At 57.3% G+C, this 17,818-nt stretch carries 14 protein-coding genes; 10 read left to right on the top strand and 4 right to left on the bottom strand.

The window, feature by feature from the left end:
- Positions 1 to 124 precede the first annotated feature (124 nt).
- A complete protein-coding gene (locus FAES_RS22590; RefSeq protein WP_015333507.1) occupies positions 125 to 1,111 on the bottom strand; it encodes an N-acetylmuramoyl-L-alanine amidase family protein in 987 nt (328 codons plus the stop codon).
- Between FAES_RS22590 and FAES_RS22595 the strand changes: the two genes are divergently transcribed.
- Positions 1,088 to 4,039 (top strand): putative LPS assembly protein LptD, encoded by a 2,952-nt coding sequence (locus tag FAES_RS22595; protein WP_015333508.1) that lies wholly within the window; start codon positions 1,088 to 1,090, stop codon positions 4,037 to 4,039. The genes FAES_RS22590 and FAES_RS22595 overlap by 24 nt on opposite strands.
- Before the next feature lie 708 nt (positions 4,040 to 4,747).
- Entirely contained in the window at positions 4,748 to 6,994 is a 2,247-nt protein-coding gene (locus tag FAES_RS22600) for a DUF11 domain-containing protein (RefSeq protein WP_015333509.1), read from the top strand.
- Positions 6,995 to 7,087: 93 nt separating this feature from the next.
- Here FAES_RS22600 and msrA read toward each other — a convergent pair whose 3' ends face one another.
- Both msrA and FAES_RS22610 read right to left on the bottom strand, forming a co-directional pair.
- Entirely contained in the window at positions 7,088 to 7,732 is a 645-nt protein-coding gene (gene msrA / locus FAES_RS22605; protein ID WP_015333510.1) for a peptide-methionine (S)-S-oxide reductase MsrA, read from the bottom strand.
- Between the two features lie 128 nt (positions 7,733 to 7,860).
- On the bottom strand, positions 7,861 to 8,802 hold the full coding sequence (locus FAES_RS22610; protein WP_015333511.1) for a cation diffusion facilitator family transporter: 942 nt from the start codon (positions 8,800 to 8,802) through the stop codon (positions 7,861 to 7,863).
- 683 nt (positions 8,803 to 9,485) lie between these two features.
- Here FAES_RS22610 and FAES_RS22615 point away from each other — a divergent pair.
- The 3 genes from FAES_RS22615 to FAES_RS22620 all read left to right on the top strand — a co-directional run bounded on the left by FAES_RS22615 (position 9,486) and on the right by FAES_RS22620 (position 11,155).
- Positions 9,486 to 10,568, top strand: coding sequence for a fatty acid desaturase family protein (locus FAES_RS22615; protein ID WP_015333512.1), 1,083 nt, complete (start codon positions 9,486 to 9,488; stop codon positions 10,566 to 10,568).
- A 123-nt stretch (positions 10,569 to 10,691) separates the two neighbouring features.
- A complete protein-coding gene (locus FAES_RS30530) occupies positions 10,692 to 10,850 on the top strand; it encodes a hypothetical protein (RefSeq protein ID WP_015333513.1) in 159 nt (52 codons plus the stop codon).
- 98 nt (positions 10,851 to 10,948) lie between these two features.
- Entirely contained in the window at positions 10,949 to 11,155 is a 207-nt protein-coding gene (locus tag FAES_RS22620; protein WP_015333514.1) for a hypothetical protein, read from the top strand.
- 59 nt (positions 11,156 to 11,214) lie between these two features.
- Here FAES_RS22620 and FAES_RS22625 read toward each other — a convergent pair whose 3' ends face one another.
- The gene (locus FAES_RS22625) at positions 11,215 to 12,090 is read right to left on the bottom strand and encodes an AraC family transcriptional regulator (protein WP_015333515.1); all 876 of its coding nucleotides are present in this window, start codon (positions 12,088 to 12,090) and stop codon (positions 11,215 to 11,217) included.
- Between the two features lie 145 nt (positions 12,091 to 12,235).
- On the opposite strand from FAES_RS22625, the gene FAES_RS22630 reads away from it, so the two are divergent.
- The 5 genes from FAES_RS22630 to FAES_RS22650 all read left to right on the top strand — a co-directional run bounded on the left by FAES_RS22630 (position 12,236) and on the right by FAES_RS22650 (position 17,805).
- Complete coding sequence (locus FAES_RS22630) at positions 12,236 to 13,225, top strand: dihydrodipicolinate synthase family protein (protein WP_015333516.1); 990 nt, start codon at positions 12,236 to 12,238, stop codon at positions 13,223 to 13,225.
- Between the two features lie 2 nt (positions 13,226 to 13,227).
- Positions 13,228 to 14,232 (top strand): 4-hydroxyproline epimerase, encoded by a 1,005-nt coding sequence (locus FAES_RS22635; protein WP_015333517.1) that lies wholly within the window; start codon positions 13,228 to 13,230, stop codon positions 14,230 to 14,232.
- A gap of 98 nt (positions 14,233 to 14,330) precedes the next feature.
- Complete coding sequence (locus tag FAES_RS22640; RefSeq protein ID WP_041258302.1) at positions 14,331 to 15,572, top strand: NAD(P)/FAD-dependent oxidoreductase; 1,242 nt, start codon at positions 14,331 to 14,333, stop codon at positions 15,570 to 15,572.
- Positions 15,573 to 15,638: 66 nt separating this feature from the next.
- Positions 15,639 to 17,186, top strand: coding sequence for an aldehyde dehydrogenase (NADP(+)) (locus tag FAES_RS22645; protein WP_015333519.1), 1,548 nt, complete (start codon positions 15,639 to 15,641; stop codon positions 17,184 to 17,186).
- Positions 17,187 to 17,394: 208 nt separating this feature from the next.
- A complete protein-coding gene (locus FAES_RS22650; protein WP_041259368.1) occupies positions 17,395 to 17,805 on the top strand; it encodes a hypothetical protein in 411 nt (136 codons plus the stop codon).
- Positions 17,806 to 17,818 lie beyond the last annotated feature (13 nt).

Below are 17,818 nucleotides of genomic sequence, written 5' to 3' on the forward strand. Positions count from 1 at the left end.
ACAACGAAAGCGCCGGTGCCTATTGGGGATAACTTAGGTTTATCGGTCAAGGTTCAACAGACAAAGGCTCAGCGCTCAATTGGCCGAAAGACGGCCGTGATCGCGACGTCTTGAGTGGTCGACGTTAGTTTGTCCCCTCCATATCGTGTTTATACTGCTCGAAGGCTTTGCAGATAGAGGCTGCAATGCGGTCCTGCCCATCTTCAGAAGCCAGGAAATCTTCTTCATCAACATTGGTGAGGTAGCCAGTCTCAACCAGCACGCTCGGCATGGTCGTGCGCCACAACACCAGAAAACCGGCCTGCTTGACGCCGTTGCTGCGACGTTCGGCCATGCGGCGGAAGTTGCGCTCGATTTTCTCGGCAAAGCTGATGCTGCTGCCCATGAACGCGTGCTGGTAGTTAGCCAGCATAATATAGGCCAATGGTGAGTTGGGATTAAAGCCCTTATAGGTTTCCTGGTAATTGGCTTCTTTCAGGATAACCGCGTTTTCGCGTTTGGCGACGTCGAGATTGCCTTCGGTTTTGTGCAATCCCATGGTGTAGGTCTCGGTACCGTGGACGGCCTTCGACACCGGGCTGGCGTTACAATGGATTGAGATGAACAGGTCGGCGCGGTTGCGGTTGGCAATGGCCGAGCGCTCTGCCAGTTCAATAAACCGGTCGGTGGTACGGGTAAAAATGACCCGCACGTCGGGCATTTCCTCTTTTATTTTGGTCCCTAATGCCAGCGCAATCTTCAGGTTGATCTTCTTTTCCTGCACCTGGCGGCCGTGGGTACCGGGGTCTTTTCCGCCATGACCGGCGTCGAGCACGACCGTCCTGATCTGGTTGGCGCGCCCCGCCGGACGGGGCTGCTGGGGCACGGTATCCTGCCACCGAGTGGGGCTTGGCAGGGTCGTCAGGGCAAGCAAAGGCCCCAATATCACCGAAAGTAGGACAATCCTAACAAACCGATTTGAGGCCAGTGGCACAGTCGGTTTAATACTATTTAACAGTGAAATGGCTTTCAAGGCAGTATCGGGTGTTTGTTCGTTGATAACTTTGTGTACGTTGCGACGACATTCTCCCGTCGGCAAATGTAATTTTTGATAGAACCGAAAAAAGGACATATTATTTTACGGGTCAACACCTGGGTGCTGATCCTGTGGCTATTGCTGGGCTTTTTGAGCCTCGCACGGGCGCAGGAACGCCCCACCAGCCCGCTTAGTCCGCTCCCGACGCCCCCTTCCAAACCTGTCAACCAATCGCCCGAAGCCGCACGGCCTGCCTCAGGTACGTCGGCACCGGCCGGTACGCAACGTACCCGGCTTTCGGGCCGTTCGGCGGGTGATACGGCCCGAACCGACACGGCGAAGGTACCGCAGGATCAGTTTGCCACCACGGTTCGCTATTCGTCGAAAGATTCCAGCCAGGTCAACGGACAGATCGTGGAGCTATGGGGTGAAGCCGAAGTGGTTTACGGCGACATCTCACTGAAAGCTGATTACATCAAACTCAATCAGGAAACCAACGAGGTGTATGCGCGCGGCCGCTACGATTCAACGGCCAAGAAGACCATCGGCACCCCCATTTTCAAGGACCGGAGCGAGACCTATAATACTAAAGAGATCCGCTACAATTTTAAGACCAAAAAAGCCCTCGTCACCAGTATCATCACGCAACAGGGTGAGGGCAACATCCGCGGAAAAACCGTTAAGAAAGACGCCGAAGACAACCTCTACATTCGCGGGTCGATTTACACGACCTGTAACCTGGCTACGCCCCACTTCCACATCAATGCGCCCAAGCTCAAAGTAGTGCACAATAAGCAGGTCGTGTCGGGGCCGTTCAACCTGGTTATCAACGAGATCCCCTTACCGCTCGGGCTTCCGTTCGGCTTTTTCCCGTTTCCGAAGAAAAAAGACATTGGCGTATCGGGGATCATTATGCCCCAATACGGCGAAGAACCCAACGGACGCGGCTTTTACCTGCGCGACGGCGGTTATTACTGGGCCGTCAACGAGAATATCGGGCTGCAGTTTACGGGACAGATCTACTCGCGGGGTAGCTGGGGCGGTGGGTTATCGGGCGCCTACAACAAACGGTACCGCTACAACGGGGGCTTCCAGCTACGCTATAACCGCAACTTCGCCGGCGACCTGATCGATACCCTCAACAAGCCCCGCACCGACTTTGCCATCACCTGGAACCACGCCCCGCAGAACATCGGGCGGCGGTCGTCGTTTTCGGCGAGCGTCAACGTGACCAGCAACAGCTATAACCAGTTCAACTCGTTCAACACGGCGGCGGTTACCTCTAACGTGGCGGGGTCGTCGATCCAGTATAGCCGTACGTTTGGCAAATACGTACGGGCGGGGAGCAACCTGCGCGTCAATCAGCAGTTTGGCCAGATCAACCAGACCACGGGTGTGCGCGAAAACGGCAAAACGGAAGTATCGGGCGACTTTAACCTGTCGGTCAATCAGATTGCGCCGTTTGCGCTTAAGGGGGGCACGGGTCGCTGGTACGAAAGTTTCCGCCTGGGCTTTCAGTTCGACGCCAACGCGCAGGTCAGCAATACCATCCGCAGCCAGTTCGATACGACGGGTTACGGTTTTCGGGTCATACCCGACGAATCGATCTTTGGCAAACCGGTTAGCCGCGCGATATTCATTCAGGACAGCATCCAACGGGCTACTGACATCCGCCTGGGCAGGACCGTCGAGGATCCTAACCTGATTGCGTTCAATTTTGACAACATAGGACGCATCTGGGACAATCGGCTGATCAACATGCGCTACAGCATACCCATTGCGCTGCCTAACTTTAAGATTGCCCGCTACATCAACTTCACGCCGGGTTTTTCGCTACAGGGCGATATCTACAACTACCGGCTGAACTACGAATACGTACCTGACTCCAACGGCGTGCGCATTAGCCGTGAGCGGGGCTTCTTCCCGACCTACCAGTTCTCGACCAACGCCAGCATCAACACGCGCTTCTACGGCACGGCGTTTATCCGGGGGAAGCGGCTCGAAGCCATCCGGCACACGGTAGCCCCGTCGGTGTCGATCAGCTACACGCCCGATTTCTCAAGCTCGACCTTTGGCTTCTACCAGCGGCTCGAAGGCCCGGCAGGTTCATCCTTTAACAATGTACCCGAATACCGCCGCACACTGTCGCGCTTCCGGGGGTTAGGAGGTACGTATGGCAGCACCCCGCCGGGGCAATCGGCGATCGTGTCGTTTGGGATCGTCAACCAGTTGGAAATGAAGGTACGTACCCGCGACGATAGCTCGGGGCAGGAGTTCAAGAAGGTACCCATCTTCGACAACCTGAGTTTGAACGGCAGTTACAACCTGCTGGCCAACGAGTTCAACCTCTCGACGATCAACGTCAGTGCCAATACGCAGATCGCCAAGAACGTCAACTTCAACATCTCGTCGGTTTTTGATCCGTATTATTTCCAGCGGTACGAAGCAAACGAGACGAGCTCTAAGCAAGTAGAATATGTGCGTGTCAACCGATATATGGTGAACGAAGGAGCTGGTCTGGCGCGGTTATCGAGCCTGCAAGCGTTTATCAGCACTCGCTTTGCACCGAAAAAAGCTGATCAGCCCAAGAAATCACCCAACGCCAGCGATGCCACGCTGAAGGCCATCAGCCAGAATCCCGATCTCTACGTCGATTTTACCATTCCCTGGTCGCTAAACGTTAGCTATTCTTTTGGCTATACGAGTTTCAGCCCCATCCAGAGCGCCATCATCCAGACGATGCAGCTAACGGGTGATTTCAGCCTGACGCCCAAATGGAAGTTTACGTTCCAGACGGGATACGACTTCCAGTTCAAAGCCCCCTCGATCACCACCATCGGCGTCAACCGTGATCTGCACTGCTGGGAAATGGCCTTTAACTGGACGCCTTATGCCGGTAGCGCCTTTCGCGCCGGTAACTACTCCTTCGATCTGCGAGCCAAATCATCGATCCTCCAGGAGTTGAAACTTAGCCGTCGTCGGTCGTTCTACGATTCGGGTGGATTTGGTGGTGGTTTCCGGTAGGCAAGGCTATGACCAAGCTATTTCATCTCACTCTTTTGTACACACTTATCTACCTTTTAATAAATCATAACAGTGCAGATCTGATTACTCATTCATACAGGCATGTTTGTTGACAAACCGGCCAAATCATCCTATTAGTATACTTTAATTGAATATTATATATAAAATGTAACTACATATAATATGCGAAAAGCTTTTTTTTTATTCTCACACCCTCTAATTATAACCAACTGATTATTAGCACACTATTAAACGTATATAAGTAAATATTTTTAAGCATAAAATCGATTATAAGTTGACAATCACCTAGTTAGTCGGTGTTTACTTGGTATAGTAGTTGCCAATGGTATGGAAAGAAAACATGCACTCTATCCTATGCAAACAAGTGCCTATTGCAGACCGCTACTTTCATAATTACTAGGCTATTACGTTAGCCCGTTTCGCTCTCTCCTCTACGGATACCGACTATTAACAACAGGTTTGTCGACGGACCTGAACGGTATCTCTACGCGCTTTTTCCAACAGCCACGGTGGTCTTTATCATCGACCACGCCTGGTCAGATTTCAGTCCGTTTCACCTACTTCTTTTTAGTCCACATGAAAAACGTTTCACGTAACGTAGCCACGCTGCTGGCTATGCTAGTCTGCACTATGTCCATAGTTTTTGGACAAACGACACCGCAAACGCGGGAAAACAATCAGGTTTGTATGGATCCCGTCGTTGGGATCGGGCGGGGCGCTTACATCAATCAGGCCCGCACATCGGGCATATGCGTGGCCTGCGCAGGCACCAGCACTTCAGCCGTTGTAAATGGTAATCTCACTGATTTTGCTACGATCGATTTGGGCGTGTCAGCCGCTGGTGGTTACCGGGTTTCCGTCAGGGATTCGCTGCAATATTATCCCGCTGGTAACGAAGCCGGGTTCGTAATCCGGTACCGCGACAGCGGCCTGCTCGGCCTGCTCGATGCGACCCTGCTAAACCAGGTTGCCATCCGCACGTACCGCAACGGAACGCTGGTCGAAACAGCTAACTTCTCGAGCGGCACGGGCCTGTTGAAAGCCACCGTCCTGGGCGGCAGTGGCTCAGGCAAACAAGTACTTAGCTTCGTAACGACGCAGGATTTCGACGAAATCGAACTAGCCTACACCGGTGTGGTTTCAGCCGGCAAACTGCTCGACGTCTACTATGCGTTTGAGGGCCCCGGTACGTGTCCTAAAGACTGTATGGACGGCCTGCTGACAGCGGGCAACGGTGCCACTGCCACAAGCGGGGAGATCCCGGCGCTCGGCTTGCCACTCAGCTGTCTGGCTGGCAGCGTGTCAGGGAGCTCCAACCTGGTCGACAGTGATTCAACAACCAACTTTGCCACCATTTCGGCGACAGTCGGCTTGCTCTGCCGCCGCTATGTAGAAGTAGGCACGGCCACCACGTACCCAGCTGGTTATGAAGCCGGCTTCGTAATCGACAATGGCGGTGGCCTCATCGACCTGACTGCCCTGGGAGGCATTACCGTTGCCACTTATTACAATGGTGCCCTGCGGGAGTCTTTTTCAGGTACTGGCCTGGTTTTCAGCAACGTATTGGGTGGATCAAACAAAACGCAACTGGGCTTCAAGGCACAGCAGGCATTTAACAGCATCCGTATCACACTTGCCGGTGTGTCGGTAGCAGTTAGCCTGCGCGTTTACCATGCTTATGTCAAAGCCGATACAGATAACGACGGTGTAGCGGATTGCCTCGACAAGTGTACGGGTAACGATTTGCTCGATGCCGATGGGGACGGTATCCCCGACGCCTGCGACAGCAACGTGGCCGACCTGTCGGTGACCAAGTCATCAAACAGCAGCACCGCGACGGTGGGCAGCAACGTAACGTATACGGTCAACGTGCAGCGCCTGTCTGGCCCCAACGCCACAGGAGTTGTGGTCCTCGACACCCTGGCTCCCGGTCTGGTTTACGTATCACACGTAGCATCGCCGGGTACGATTTATAACCCCACAACGGGCCGCTGGACGATCGGTAGTGCACTGGCAGGCGCCACCTCTACGGTTTCGCTGAGCATCACGGCGCGGGTCGACGTGCGGGGCGTCAGCACCAACATCGCTGAAGTAATTCGCAGCTTTGAAACAGACCCCAACTCGACGCCGGGCAACGGGAACCTGTCGGAAAACGATATTGCCAGCGCCTGCGTCAGCGTACCAATTGATCTCTGCCAGGGTTCATCGGTGGTGCTTTCGGCCCCCGATAGCTACACGGCTGGCGTAGAGTGGTTCCGTACGTTCAATGGCGTCACTACATCGGTAGCCACCACGCCTACCTTCTCGGCCTCGCTGTCGGGTAGTTATAGCTTCACCAGCACCGGCGCGGCGGGTTGCGTATCGGGCAACTGCTGCCCCGTTATCCTGAACGTGGAAGCCCTGCCAACGCCAACGCTGGCGGCCAGCCAGTCGGTTATCTGCGCCGGAGCCAGCACGACCCTGTCGGTTGTTAGCCCGGTGGGTAGCACTACTTATGTCTGGAGCGATGGCACCGTAGGTACGTCGGTGGTCGTTAGTCCATCCGTCACGACCGTTTACAGCGTATCGGCGACCTCGGCTGGTGGTTGTTCGAGCATCGTATCCATTACCGTTACGGTCAACGCAGCGCCTGTTCAGGCACCGATCGTGGCTATTTGCGGCCCGGCAACCAGCGGTACGTATAGCTTCGTAATCAACCCGAGCACGGCGGGCACCAGCACGTCGTACTTCGTAAAAGTGGGTTCTGCTGCCGAAACGGGCCCGTTTGCGTACGGCACGCCTCGCCAGATCGACGGCAACACCGGCTCATTCTCGGTTGTGATTCGGGACGCCACCACGAGCTGCTCGGTGACGCTACCGGTTACGGCTCCGGTCAACTGCCCCACTTGTCCGCCTAAAGTTTGCGTACCGATCCGGATTGCCCGTGTTGAGTAGTGTTAGGTTTGTTTGAACTATCCATTCCATACCGAACGGCCCGCCTGGGCCGTTCGGTTTTTTGTGTGGTCTACAAACCAATAAGCAATCGGTTTAGTACACCGTCGATTTCAGCTTGCCTTTCATGGCCTTCCGCAACTTCTCGACTTTGGGCAGCGACACTCGCTGAATGTAGGGCTGGTCGGGGTGGAGTTTGCAGTAATTCTGGTGGTAGTTCTCGGCCGGGTAAAACACCTGAAATGGCGCCACTTCCGTCACCACCTTGCCCGCATAATGATTCGATTCGTTGGTGCGGCGAATAGCCGCTTCGATTTCGGCTTTCTCGGCCGGTGTGCGGTAGAACGCTACCGACCGGTAGTCACGGCCAACGTCGGGTCCCTGGCGGTTAAGGGTGGTGGGGTCATGCCCCGCAAAAAACGCGTCCAGCAGCTCACGGTAGCTGATCACCTTCGGATCGTAGTACACCTGCACCGATTCGGCATGACCGGTTTGATCGGTGCCCACCTCTTCGTAGGTTGGGTTCTTGGTGTTCCCCCCCGAATAGCCCGAGATCACGTCCCGCACGCCTTTCAGTTGGTCGAAGCCTTCTTCCATCGCCCAGAAACACCCACCCGCAAACGTAGCGACGGCCTCGCCGGGTTTTAGGGCAGGGAGTTTGGCCGGTGCTGCTGCCGGGGCCTGTGCCCAGCCGACCTGCGCCGTCAGCAGGAGCATCAGTATGCTTAGTCCTTTTTTCATTATGTCTGCTTGTTAACGTACCTGTACTCAATTAGCAACGGAGCCACCCGGCCTACACGCCTGATGGGTCGCCGCTAGCTATACATCATAAACACGCCGTTGCATCAATCCGTTGCTTCGTTCGCGGCCTAGTGGTTGCTCCGGGCAACTGGCGTTGTGTCCTGGCGCGGGGGCAGAGCAACCGGCTGCGTAAACGCGTGTTTTATAGACGGAAATTGCTGCTGAATGGCAGCATGAATGCGTACGATGGCTTCGTTGAGAACGTCGGTGGTGAGGTTGGTCTGAAACGCCACGCTTTGCACCATCGTGATTTCTTCGGGGCCTAGATAGATGGTTGCCAGCTCGCTGACCCGCACAACCGCCGGGTCCGATTCGGTCAGGGCGATCAATTGTCGGCTCACCTCCGGGTCGACACCCTCGCCCAGCAGCAGGCTTTTGCTTTCGCGCGCCAGCACCACCGCTACTCCCACCAGCAACAGCCCGATCAGGATGGAAGCCAGACCATCCAGGGTAGGGTTGTTCAGTGTATGCCCCAGAAAAACGCCCAGAAACGCGATGATCAGCCCAATCACGTCGGAAGCGTCTTCAAACAGCACGGTGAACGTAGCCGAATCTTTACTGTCTTTGATGGCCGCCCACAAGGATTGATTACCGCGTTGGGCATTGAAGGCCCGCCAGGCGGTCAGCAACGAATAGCCGTCCAGCACCAGTGCAATTCCCAGCACGATATAATTCCAGAAAGGGTCTTTGATCGCCTCGGGGTGCTGAATGTGCGTGATGCCTTCGTAGAGCGAGACCCCGCCGCCAATGGCAAAAATCAGCAGCGCCACCACATACGACCAGAAGTACTGCTCGCGCCCGTAGCCGAACGGTCGTTTCTGATCGGGCGGGCGCTGGCTGCGGCGTATGCCCAGCAGCAGGAGCAATTCGTTCAACGTATCGACCAGCGAGTGAATCCCCTCAGAAATCATGGCCGAACTACCTGTCATGCTCGCCACGATGAACTTGGTTGTAGCAATGCCCAGATTAGCCGCCAGGGCCGTATAAATCGGCGTATTCGATGAAGCCATACGGGTAAAACTACGGGTCTGGATCGATGTTTACGCAGCCGTTTAGGGTTTTCACCAAACTCGGGTTAGCCGAGCGACATCGAGCTGTCTTTTTGCTCTATTTTGGGTCCGTTGCCTCGGCAAACGGCACCGGATCCCCTTTTTTTGGTTATAAACCTGTAGACCTACTAGGCAGCACCGATAGCCTCGTTTATTCACCCGATTCGGGTCTATGCTTTCCATCAGCGTTGGTCGGTTTATTGCGGCACAACGAAGAACCTCCGGCGGTCGAAACCGGCGCCGGGATGCGGGAGACAATCACCCAGATTCTCGAACTGGCCCCTTCGCAAGGCACAGGCGAGCAACGAAAAACAGGCGCTAACGCTGGATCCTCCAGCCCGGCCTGATTCTCCAAGCAGCGTCGTCAATCAGGAAACAGTACAGCTGTTCGGCTCACTCCGGCCAAACCAGCTTGCAGTACCGCGCTGCTGAGCGCGGGTGCCTTTATCAGGTACGTTGCCCAACCTATTGCGGGCAAGCCGACCGCCCTGAAGCACTAAAAACGGCGCTTTTCTTTACCCAACACGTGCGTCACCTCTTGTTGCGCCCCTGTTTCGTTCAGGCCGACGCGGAAACCCCGTTTGCCTTGCGCTGCCTGAATCTCCTTTGGCAGTTTGCACAACTCACTTTTACTCAACGTTAGCATGTCAACCAAACTCAAATTCAGCGCCACCGGCCGATCCCCGTTTTTTGCCACCCTTCGTGAGCGGGTCGATGCCTACTTTGCCGGCAAGGCGCTCTCCCCCCACGCCAACGGAGCCATGTGGGCCAAAGCCGTGTTTTTCCTGGCTGGGTACGTCCTGCTCTACGCCCTGTTGATCTCTGGGCAGTTTGGCGTTTGGCCCATGCTCGGCTTTGCCATCGGGCTAGGCGTGTTCGCGGCCTGCATCGGGTTCAACGTATCACACGACGCCCTGCACGGCGCTTTTTCGGCCATCCCGTGGGTCAACAAATGGCTGGGAAACACCTTTTACCTGCTGGGTGCCAACCCGTATGTCTGGAAAATCACGCACAACGTAGTGCACCACACGTATACCAACATTCCCGGCCACGACGAAGATATCGAGGTAGCGCCCGGCCTGGTTCGGCTGAGTACCGAGGAGCCCCTGCGCCCCTGGCACCGGTATCAGCACCTCTACACGTTTCCGCTCTATACGCTGGCCTCGCTTTCCTGGGTATTCCGAAAAGACTACGTTAAGTTTTTCAAACGCCAGATCGGGCAGCACAAACCGGCGGCGCATCCCCGGCGCGAGTACATCAACCTGTTTATGGGCAAAGCGCTCTATTACCTGTTCTTTCTGGTGCTGCCTTACCTGCTGCTGGATGTAGCCTGGTGGCAGGTGCTGATCGGGTTCATGGGGATGCAACTGGCCGAAGGGCTGGTGCTGGGGCTGGTCTTCCAACTGGCTCACGTGGTCGAAGGCACGTCGTTTCCGTTACCCCATGAATCGGGCACGATGCAGGATGCCTGGGCGATCCATCAGCTTCGCACCACGGCCAACTTTGCACCCCGCAGCCGGCTGGCTGCCTTTGTGTGTGGCGGTCTGAACCGGCAAATCGAGCACCATCTGTTCCCGAAGGTGTGCCATATTCACTACCCGGCCCTGACGGCCATCGTGCGGAATACGGCGCGCGAGTTCAACCTGCCTTATCTGGAAAACCGCAGCTTCTGGACCGCCATCGCCTCCCATTTCCGGGTGTTGCATACGATGGGTCGGCCAGCCTAGGCCCGGTCGGGTTCCCGTTGGCTTTGCGCTGGCGGGAGCCCGCCGGCAACCACCGAAACGAAGGACCCGAAAAGAGTTAAAGCGTTTTGGGACTCAGCGTGTTGTATACTAAACCATAAGCGCATGGCGACTCATCAGGACAAGAAGAACAAGAACATGAAAAAAGTGGCGACAAAGCCCGCTAAACAATCGGGCCACCCGGCTGTGCCCAAATACGTTCGCGATGACTCAACGACCGGGCCATTGGACCTGACCGCTCAGGCGAAGAAAGGCAAGAAATAGCGATCCGCAGCCGCTGGCGCTGAGTACGTCCCTGCCCGGTAGGCTGACGTTAGTGCCTCTGTCTCCATCTTAACCAAACATCCCTTACCATTTTTTTTATGGCCAACAACACGCTGGTTATCGTCACAGGCTACAAGTCGATCTCGCCCCGGCCCATCCGAAAAGCCTATCTGAACAGCAGCGAAGACAAGTCGACGCAACGGTTCCTACAAGCGTACCCTGGCATTCGGGACGTTACAGTGGTCACGATCGACTTTGACGACGAATTCACGATCCGCGCCAACGGCGAGATCGCACCCTATTAAACAGCCCGTCAGTCAGGCACCATTGTCGGGTGACCGACTGGCTGTTTCGCGCCCTTGCGTTACCCGTTCAGGTTGTTGTATTGCCGGATATAGGTGCCGGGCGACATGCCGGTGGTTCGTTTGAACTGCCGGTTAAAGTTCGACAGGTTAGTATAGCCGCACGAAAACGCAATTTGGCTGATGGTTTCTTTCGATTCGCGTAGGTAGCGGCAGGCGTGCTCGACCCGCACCTCGTTGAGCAGCGTCGAAAACGTTTTGCGGGTGTGTTGCCGGAAGAACCGGCAAAACGCACCGGGCGTTAGGTTCGCCACGCTGGCCACGTCGTCGAGCGCGATGGGCGTGTGGTATTGTTCCAGAATAAAGGAGAAAACCCGTTCCAGCCGCTGCTGGTCTTCGGGGCGCTGAGGCCGCGTAAAGGCCGTCACCGACAGCACCTCCCGGCTGGCCGTCGTCGCCAGAAAATCCAGAATCGTCAGCAGCGTAACCAGTTGCTCAAAGGGGCGCTGCGTGGGCAGTTTCCTGAACTGATCGGGCAGGGGGTGGCCCTCGCGGCACCGAAACCGAATGCCGTGCTGCGCCTCGGTCAGCAGTTGTTGCAGATGCCGGGTTTCGGGGGCATTCAGCACCGTTTTTTCCACCTCGTCGGGCCGGAACAGGGCCGAAATGGCAATAGACCGCATCGACGAATCGGGCAGAAAGTAGCCGGGATCGCTGCGCAGCACGTGCGGCAGATTAGCCCCGAGCAGCAACACGTCGTTGGGCGCAAACCGATCGATCTTGTCGCCCACGATCAACGTCCCCTCCCCTTCCTGAATGAGCGTCAGCTGGATTTCCGGGTGAAAATGCAGCAGTTTGTAGAAGTGGGGGAAGCTATCCTGCTCAACCCGAAACGACCGATCGTCGCTAGCCAGTACTTTAAATAATAGCGGCTTCATCAATACATTTTTTACGAGTCTACCTTCATTCACCCACAAAGTAGTGAATATAATACCATTGTTTATGAATCGGTAGCAAACGAGGGGTCAATTGGGCCGGTACCTTTACAGTATACTAGCAACGCCAATCATACCCCTTATCGCTATGAACGTTACAACCCGTTGGGAAGGTGTCTATCCCGCGCTACTGACCCCGTTTACGGCCGACGACCAGCTTGATCTGCCCCTGTTCGAAAAAAACCTCCATGCGCAGCTGGACGCCGGCGTGCACGGCTTCATCATCGGTGGCTCACTGGGCGAAGCCAGTACATTGCAGAATCAGGAAAAAATCGAACTGCTGCAATCAGCACTGGCAGTATGCGAAGGCAACGTACCTGTGCTGATCAACATCGCCGAGCAGGCTACCCGGCAGGCTATCCTCTGCGCGCAGGAGGCTGAAGCCAACGGGGCCGACGGGCTGATGCTGCTGCCCCCCATGCGCTACCCCGCCGATGCCCGCGAGACCGTGACGTTCTTCAAAGCCGTAGCGAAGGAAACTTCCCTGCCGATCATGATCTACAACAACCCGTATGATTACAAGATCATGACCACGGTGGCGATGTTTGAGGAACTGGCCGAACTGCCCAACATTCAGGCGGTGAAGGAATCGACCCGCGACCTCACCAACATCACCCGGATGCGCAACGCCTTTGGCGACCGCTTCAAGCTGATGGGCGGCGTGGATACGCTGGCGCTGGAAGCCCTGTTGCTGGGTTGCGATGGTTGGGTTGGTGGCCTTGTTGATGCCTTCCCCGCCGAAACGATGGCGATTTACAACCTGGCTAAAGCGGGTCAGGTAGCCGAAGCACTCGACATCTACCGTTGGTTTATGCCCCTGCTCGAACTCGACATTCACCCCAAACTGGTGCAATACATCAAGCTGGCGGCCCAGGCTACGGGCATCGGCTCGGAACACGTGCGTGCGCCCCGCCTCCCGCTGGTCGGCGCCGAACGCGAGCAGGTGCTCAGCATCATCGAAACGGCTATGGCCAAGCGGCCCATGCTGGCGACCGGTAAACCCGTGGCCGAACCGGGCGCTTCAGCCCCGCTTAACCCCGCCCTGACGACCTTGAACCCGGCTGTATTCATTAACTAGGTATGGCTGAATACCACTTTTTCTGCATCGATGCGCACACCTGTGGCAACCCCGTGCGGGTAGTCACGGGTGGGAGCATTCCCTTTTTGCAGGGTGCTTCGATGAGCGAAAAACGGCAGCATTTCCTGCGCGAATTCGACTGGATTCGGACGGGGCTGATGTTTGAGCCGCGCGGCCACGACATGATGTCGGGCAGTATTCTGTACCCACCCATCGACCCGGCCAACGACGCGGGCGTGCTGTTTATCGAAACGTCGGGTTGCCTGCCCATGTGCGGCCACGGCACCATCGGCACGGTCACGGTAGCGATCGAGCGCAACCTGATCCGGCCCAAAACGCCGGGCGTGCTGCTGCTGGAAGTCCCCGCCGGGCTCGTCCGGGCCGAATATGTGATGGATGGCTCCAAAGTGACGTCGGTGAAGATCACGAACATCAAGTCGTACCTCGCCGCCGAAAACCTGACCGTTGACTGCCCCGATCTGGGTACGTTGACCGTCGACGTGGCCTACGGAGGAAACTTCTACGCCATCGTTGATCCGCAGCCCAATTTCCCCGGCCTGGAACACTACAACGCCGAGCAACTGATTGGCTGGGCGCGGGTGATGCGGCAACGGATGAACGAGCAATACACGTTTGTGCATCCCGAGAACCCGACGATCAACGGTCTGAGCCATATCCTGTGGACTGGCAAACCGCTGCTGGACAGCTCGACCGCCCGCAATGCCGTGTTTTACGGCGACAAGGCCATCGACCGCTCGCCCTGCGGCACAGGTACGTCGGCGCGGATGGCCCAACGCTACGCCAAAGGCCTGCTAAAACCGGGCGACGTGTTCGTGCACGAAAGCATCATCGGCTCCATTTTCAACGGCCGCATCGAAGCCGAAACCGAACTGGCGGGCCAACCGGCCATTGTACCGAGCATTGAAGGCTGGGCGCGGATTCATGGCTACAACCACCTGATTCTGGACGAAGCCGACCCCTACGTACATGGGTTTCAGGTTATTTAAAGAGTGAAAGGGCGAACGAGTGGCGCGGCCAGGAAATGCGCCTCTTCACTCATTCACGCTTACACGCATTCACCCTTCCACTCATTCGTTTTTTTCTTATGCACATTGGTATCGTAGGTGGCGGTATTATCGGGCTGTGTTCGGCCTATTACCTGCACAAAGCCGGGCATACGGTGACGCTGTTTGACCAGAACCCCATTGCTGATGGTTGTTCCTTTGGCAACGCCGGCATGATCGTGCCCAGCCACATTATTCCGCTGGCGCAGCCGGGCATGATTGCCAAGGGCATGCGCTGGATGCTTAAATCGACCAGCCCGTTCTACGTCAAACCCCGCCTGAACCTCGATCTGGCCCGGTGGGGCTGGCTGTTTTATCGCCACGCCAACGATGCCCACGTGCAGCGGTCCATTCCGGTACTGCGCGACCTGAGCCTGCTGAGCAAAACGCTGTATCAGGACCTGGCCGCCAACGGCGATCTGGAATTCGAATGGCAGGAACGGGGCCTGTTTATGCTGTACAAAACCGCCGCCGCCGAGCACGAAATGGCCGAGGAAGCCGACGTAGCCAACCAGGCGGGCATCGAGGCGGTGCAGCTCAACGGGCAGCAGGTGCAGGACCGGGAACCCAACACCCGCGTCGACGTGCGGGGCGGTGTCTTTTACCCCGGCGACGCCCACCTCAATCCCAACGAGCTGATCAGCTCGTTGGTCACGTACCTGCGGCGCGAAGGCGTCACGCTCGTCGAAAACGCCACCGTCACCGGCTTCGGCAAGACAGGGACTCACATCCGGTCGGTCCAGACGGCGCAGGGCACCTACGAGGTCGACAAGGTGGTGATCGCGGGCGGCGCGTGGTCGCCTGAACTCGCCCGACAACTGGGCCTCGACCTGTCGTTGCAGGGCGGCAAGGGCTATAGTTTCATGGTCCGCAACCTGGTCAACAACGTGCGTATTCCGGCGATCATGCTGGAAGCGCGCGCCACCGCCACCCCGATGGGCGCCGACCTTCGTTTTGCGGGCACACTCGAAGTGGCTGGTACCGACATGACCGTCAACATGAGCCGGGTGCGCGGCATCGTGCAGTCGATCAATAATTATTACCCCGATATTCCGGTCGATCTGCCACCGGTGGAGCGCGTTTGGCGGGGGCTGCGTCCCTGCTCGCCCGATGGTTTGCCGTATATTGGCCGCACCAACCGGTACGACAACGTGGTGCTCGCCACGGGGCACGGGATGATGGGCCTGAGTCTGGGGCCGGCTACGGGCAAACTGGTGAGTGAGGTAGCCGCCGACAGCGTCAACAGCCTGGACATTTCCGCCTTCAGCCCGGACCGGTTTTAACGCAACTCCCCTATCCGGTGAACGCGACGACGCACGTATGGCGTTGCCTAACCAACCTTACCGCATATGACAGACGCACAACCAGCAACCGATATGTTTCAGGGTATCAACCCCGCTACCGGCGAAGCCCTGCCCGGTTTTTTCTCCGAAGCTACCGTCGATGAGGTAGCGCAGGCCTGTGAGCAGGCCGCCGTTGCTTTTGCTACGTACCGCCAGAAATCAGGTGCCGAAAAAGCGCGTTTTCTGGAGGCCATTGCGGCCGAAATCGAAGCACTGGGCGACGAGCTGCTCACGCGGGCGCAGGCCGAATCGGGTCTGCCACTGGCTCGCCTGACGGGCGAACGCGGCCGCACGACGGGGCAACTCCGGCTGTTTGCCGAGTACCTGCGCGACGGCTCGTGGGTCGACGCCCGCATCGACACGGCCCTGCCCGACCGGCAACCCCTCCCCCGCCCCGACCTGAGGCAGATGCTGCGCCCGCTGGGACCTGTTGGCGTGTTTGGCGCGAGTAATTTCCCGCTGGCCTTTTCGGTAGCGGGTGGTGATACGGCCTCGGCGCTGGCGGCCGGTTGCCCCGTTGTGGTCAAAGCGCACCCAGCCCATCCAGGTACGTCGCAGCTCGTTGGCGAAGCCATTGAGCGGGCCGTGGCGGCTTCGGGTATGCCCGCCGGTACGTTCGCGCTGATTCACGGCCGCACCACGGCCGTCGGCATGGCCATCGTGGAGCACCCGGCCATCAAAGCCGTTGGGTTTACGGGCTCCTTACGCGGTGGCCGGGCCTTATTCGACGCCGCCGCCCGCCGCCCCGAACCCATTCCGGTTTACGCCGAGATGGGCAGCACCAACCCGGTCTTCTTCCTGCCGGGCATTCTGAAAGAAAAAGGCGCCGCACTGGCCCAGCAGTACGTTGGGTCGGTGACGCTGGGCGTGGGGCAGTTCTGTACGAACCCCGGCCTGTCGGTGGTGCAGCGGGCCCCCGAAGCCGACACCTTCGTAGAGGAATCGGGCAAGGCCGTTGGGCAACTGGCGCCCGCGACGATGCTCACCAAGGGCATTTTTCAGGCGTTCACGAAGGGTATCGACAAGCTGAGCCAGACGGCGGGCATTCAGGTGCTGGCGCAGGCCAACCCCGCCGATAGCTTTGCCAACGGCACGCCGACGCTGCTGACGACAACCGCCGACGCCGTACTGGCCAACCCGGCGATTGCGGAGGAAGTCTTTGGTCCAAGCAGCGTGATCGTGCAAGCCAACGACCGCGAGCAACTGCTGGCGGTGGCGCGTGGGCTGGAAGGCCACCTGACCGCCACCGTTTTTGGCACCGACGCCGAACTGGCCGATTACGCCGACTTGCTCGCCATTCTGGAGCAGAAGGTTGGTCGCCTGCTGATCAATGGCTTCCCAACGGGCGTTGAAGTGAGCCACGCCATGCATCACGGTGGCCCCTACCCCGCCACCACCGATTCACGGTCGACCTCGGTGGGTACCAATGCCATCGTGCGCTTTGCCCGCCCCGTCTGCTACCAGAATTTCCCCGATGCACTCCTGCCCGACGAACTGAAGGCCAGCAACCCGCTGCACATCTGGCGACTGGTCGACGGGAAACGAACGAATTAACTCCAACTGATCAATGTAACCCCGGCCCCCAATGCCGTGCATCAGCCGATGTATGGCGTTGGGGGCTATTTCATGCGCGTAAACCAAGTACGTACCTGAATTACCGACAGGCGCCGCCACTTACGTATGCCTCAGGTACATACCTGATCCGCCAAACATCCGCCGGGCCGAACCAGTTAAATCAATGAAACTGATACAACAGCAACTTATGAAAACGATTCGCGCCCTGAGCCTTGTCCTCCTGATTGCACTGGCGGGCAGCTCGTGTACCCCGAACATGAAGTTCAACACGTCGACCATCGTACCGTCGGCAACGGGTGAGATCAAAGTACGGAAAGACCGAAACCAGAACTACGCCATCGACATACGGATCTTTAATCTGGCCGAACCCGAGAAGCTCAGCCCGGCCAAAAGCGCCTATGTGGTCTGGATGGAAAGTGACGGCAATAGCTCGCCCAAGAAATTAGGCCGGATCAACACCGGCACCGGGCTTTTCTCCAAGGCGCTGAAAGCTGAGCTACACACCACCGTTACAACCAAACCAACGCGCATTTTTGTGTCAGCGGAAGACAGCCCCGACGTCGATTACCCACAGGGTGCCGTGGTGCTGAGTACCTAGAAACTGGCTCGTT

The sequence above is a fragment of the Fibrella aestuarina BUZ 2 genome (genome assembly GCF_000331105.1).
Lineage (GTDB): Bacteria > Bacteroidota > Bacteroidia > Cytophagales > Spirosomataceae > Fibrella > Fibrella aestuarina.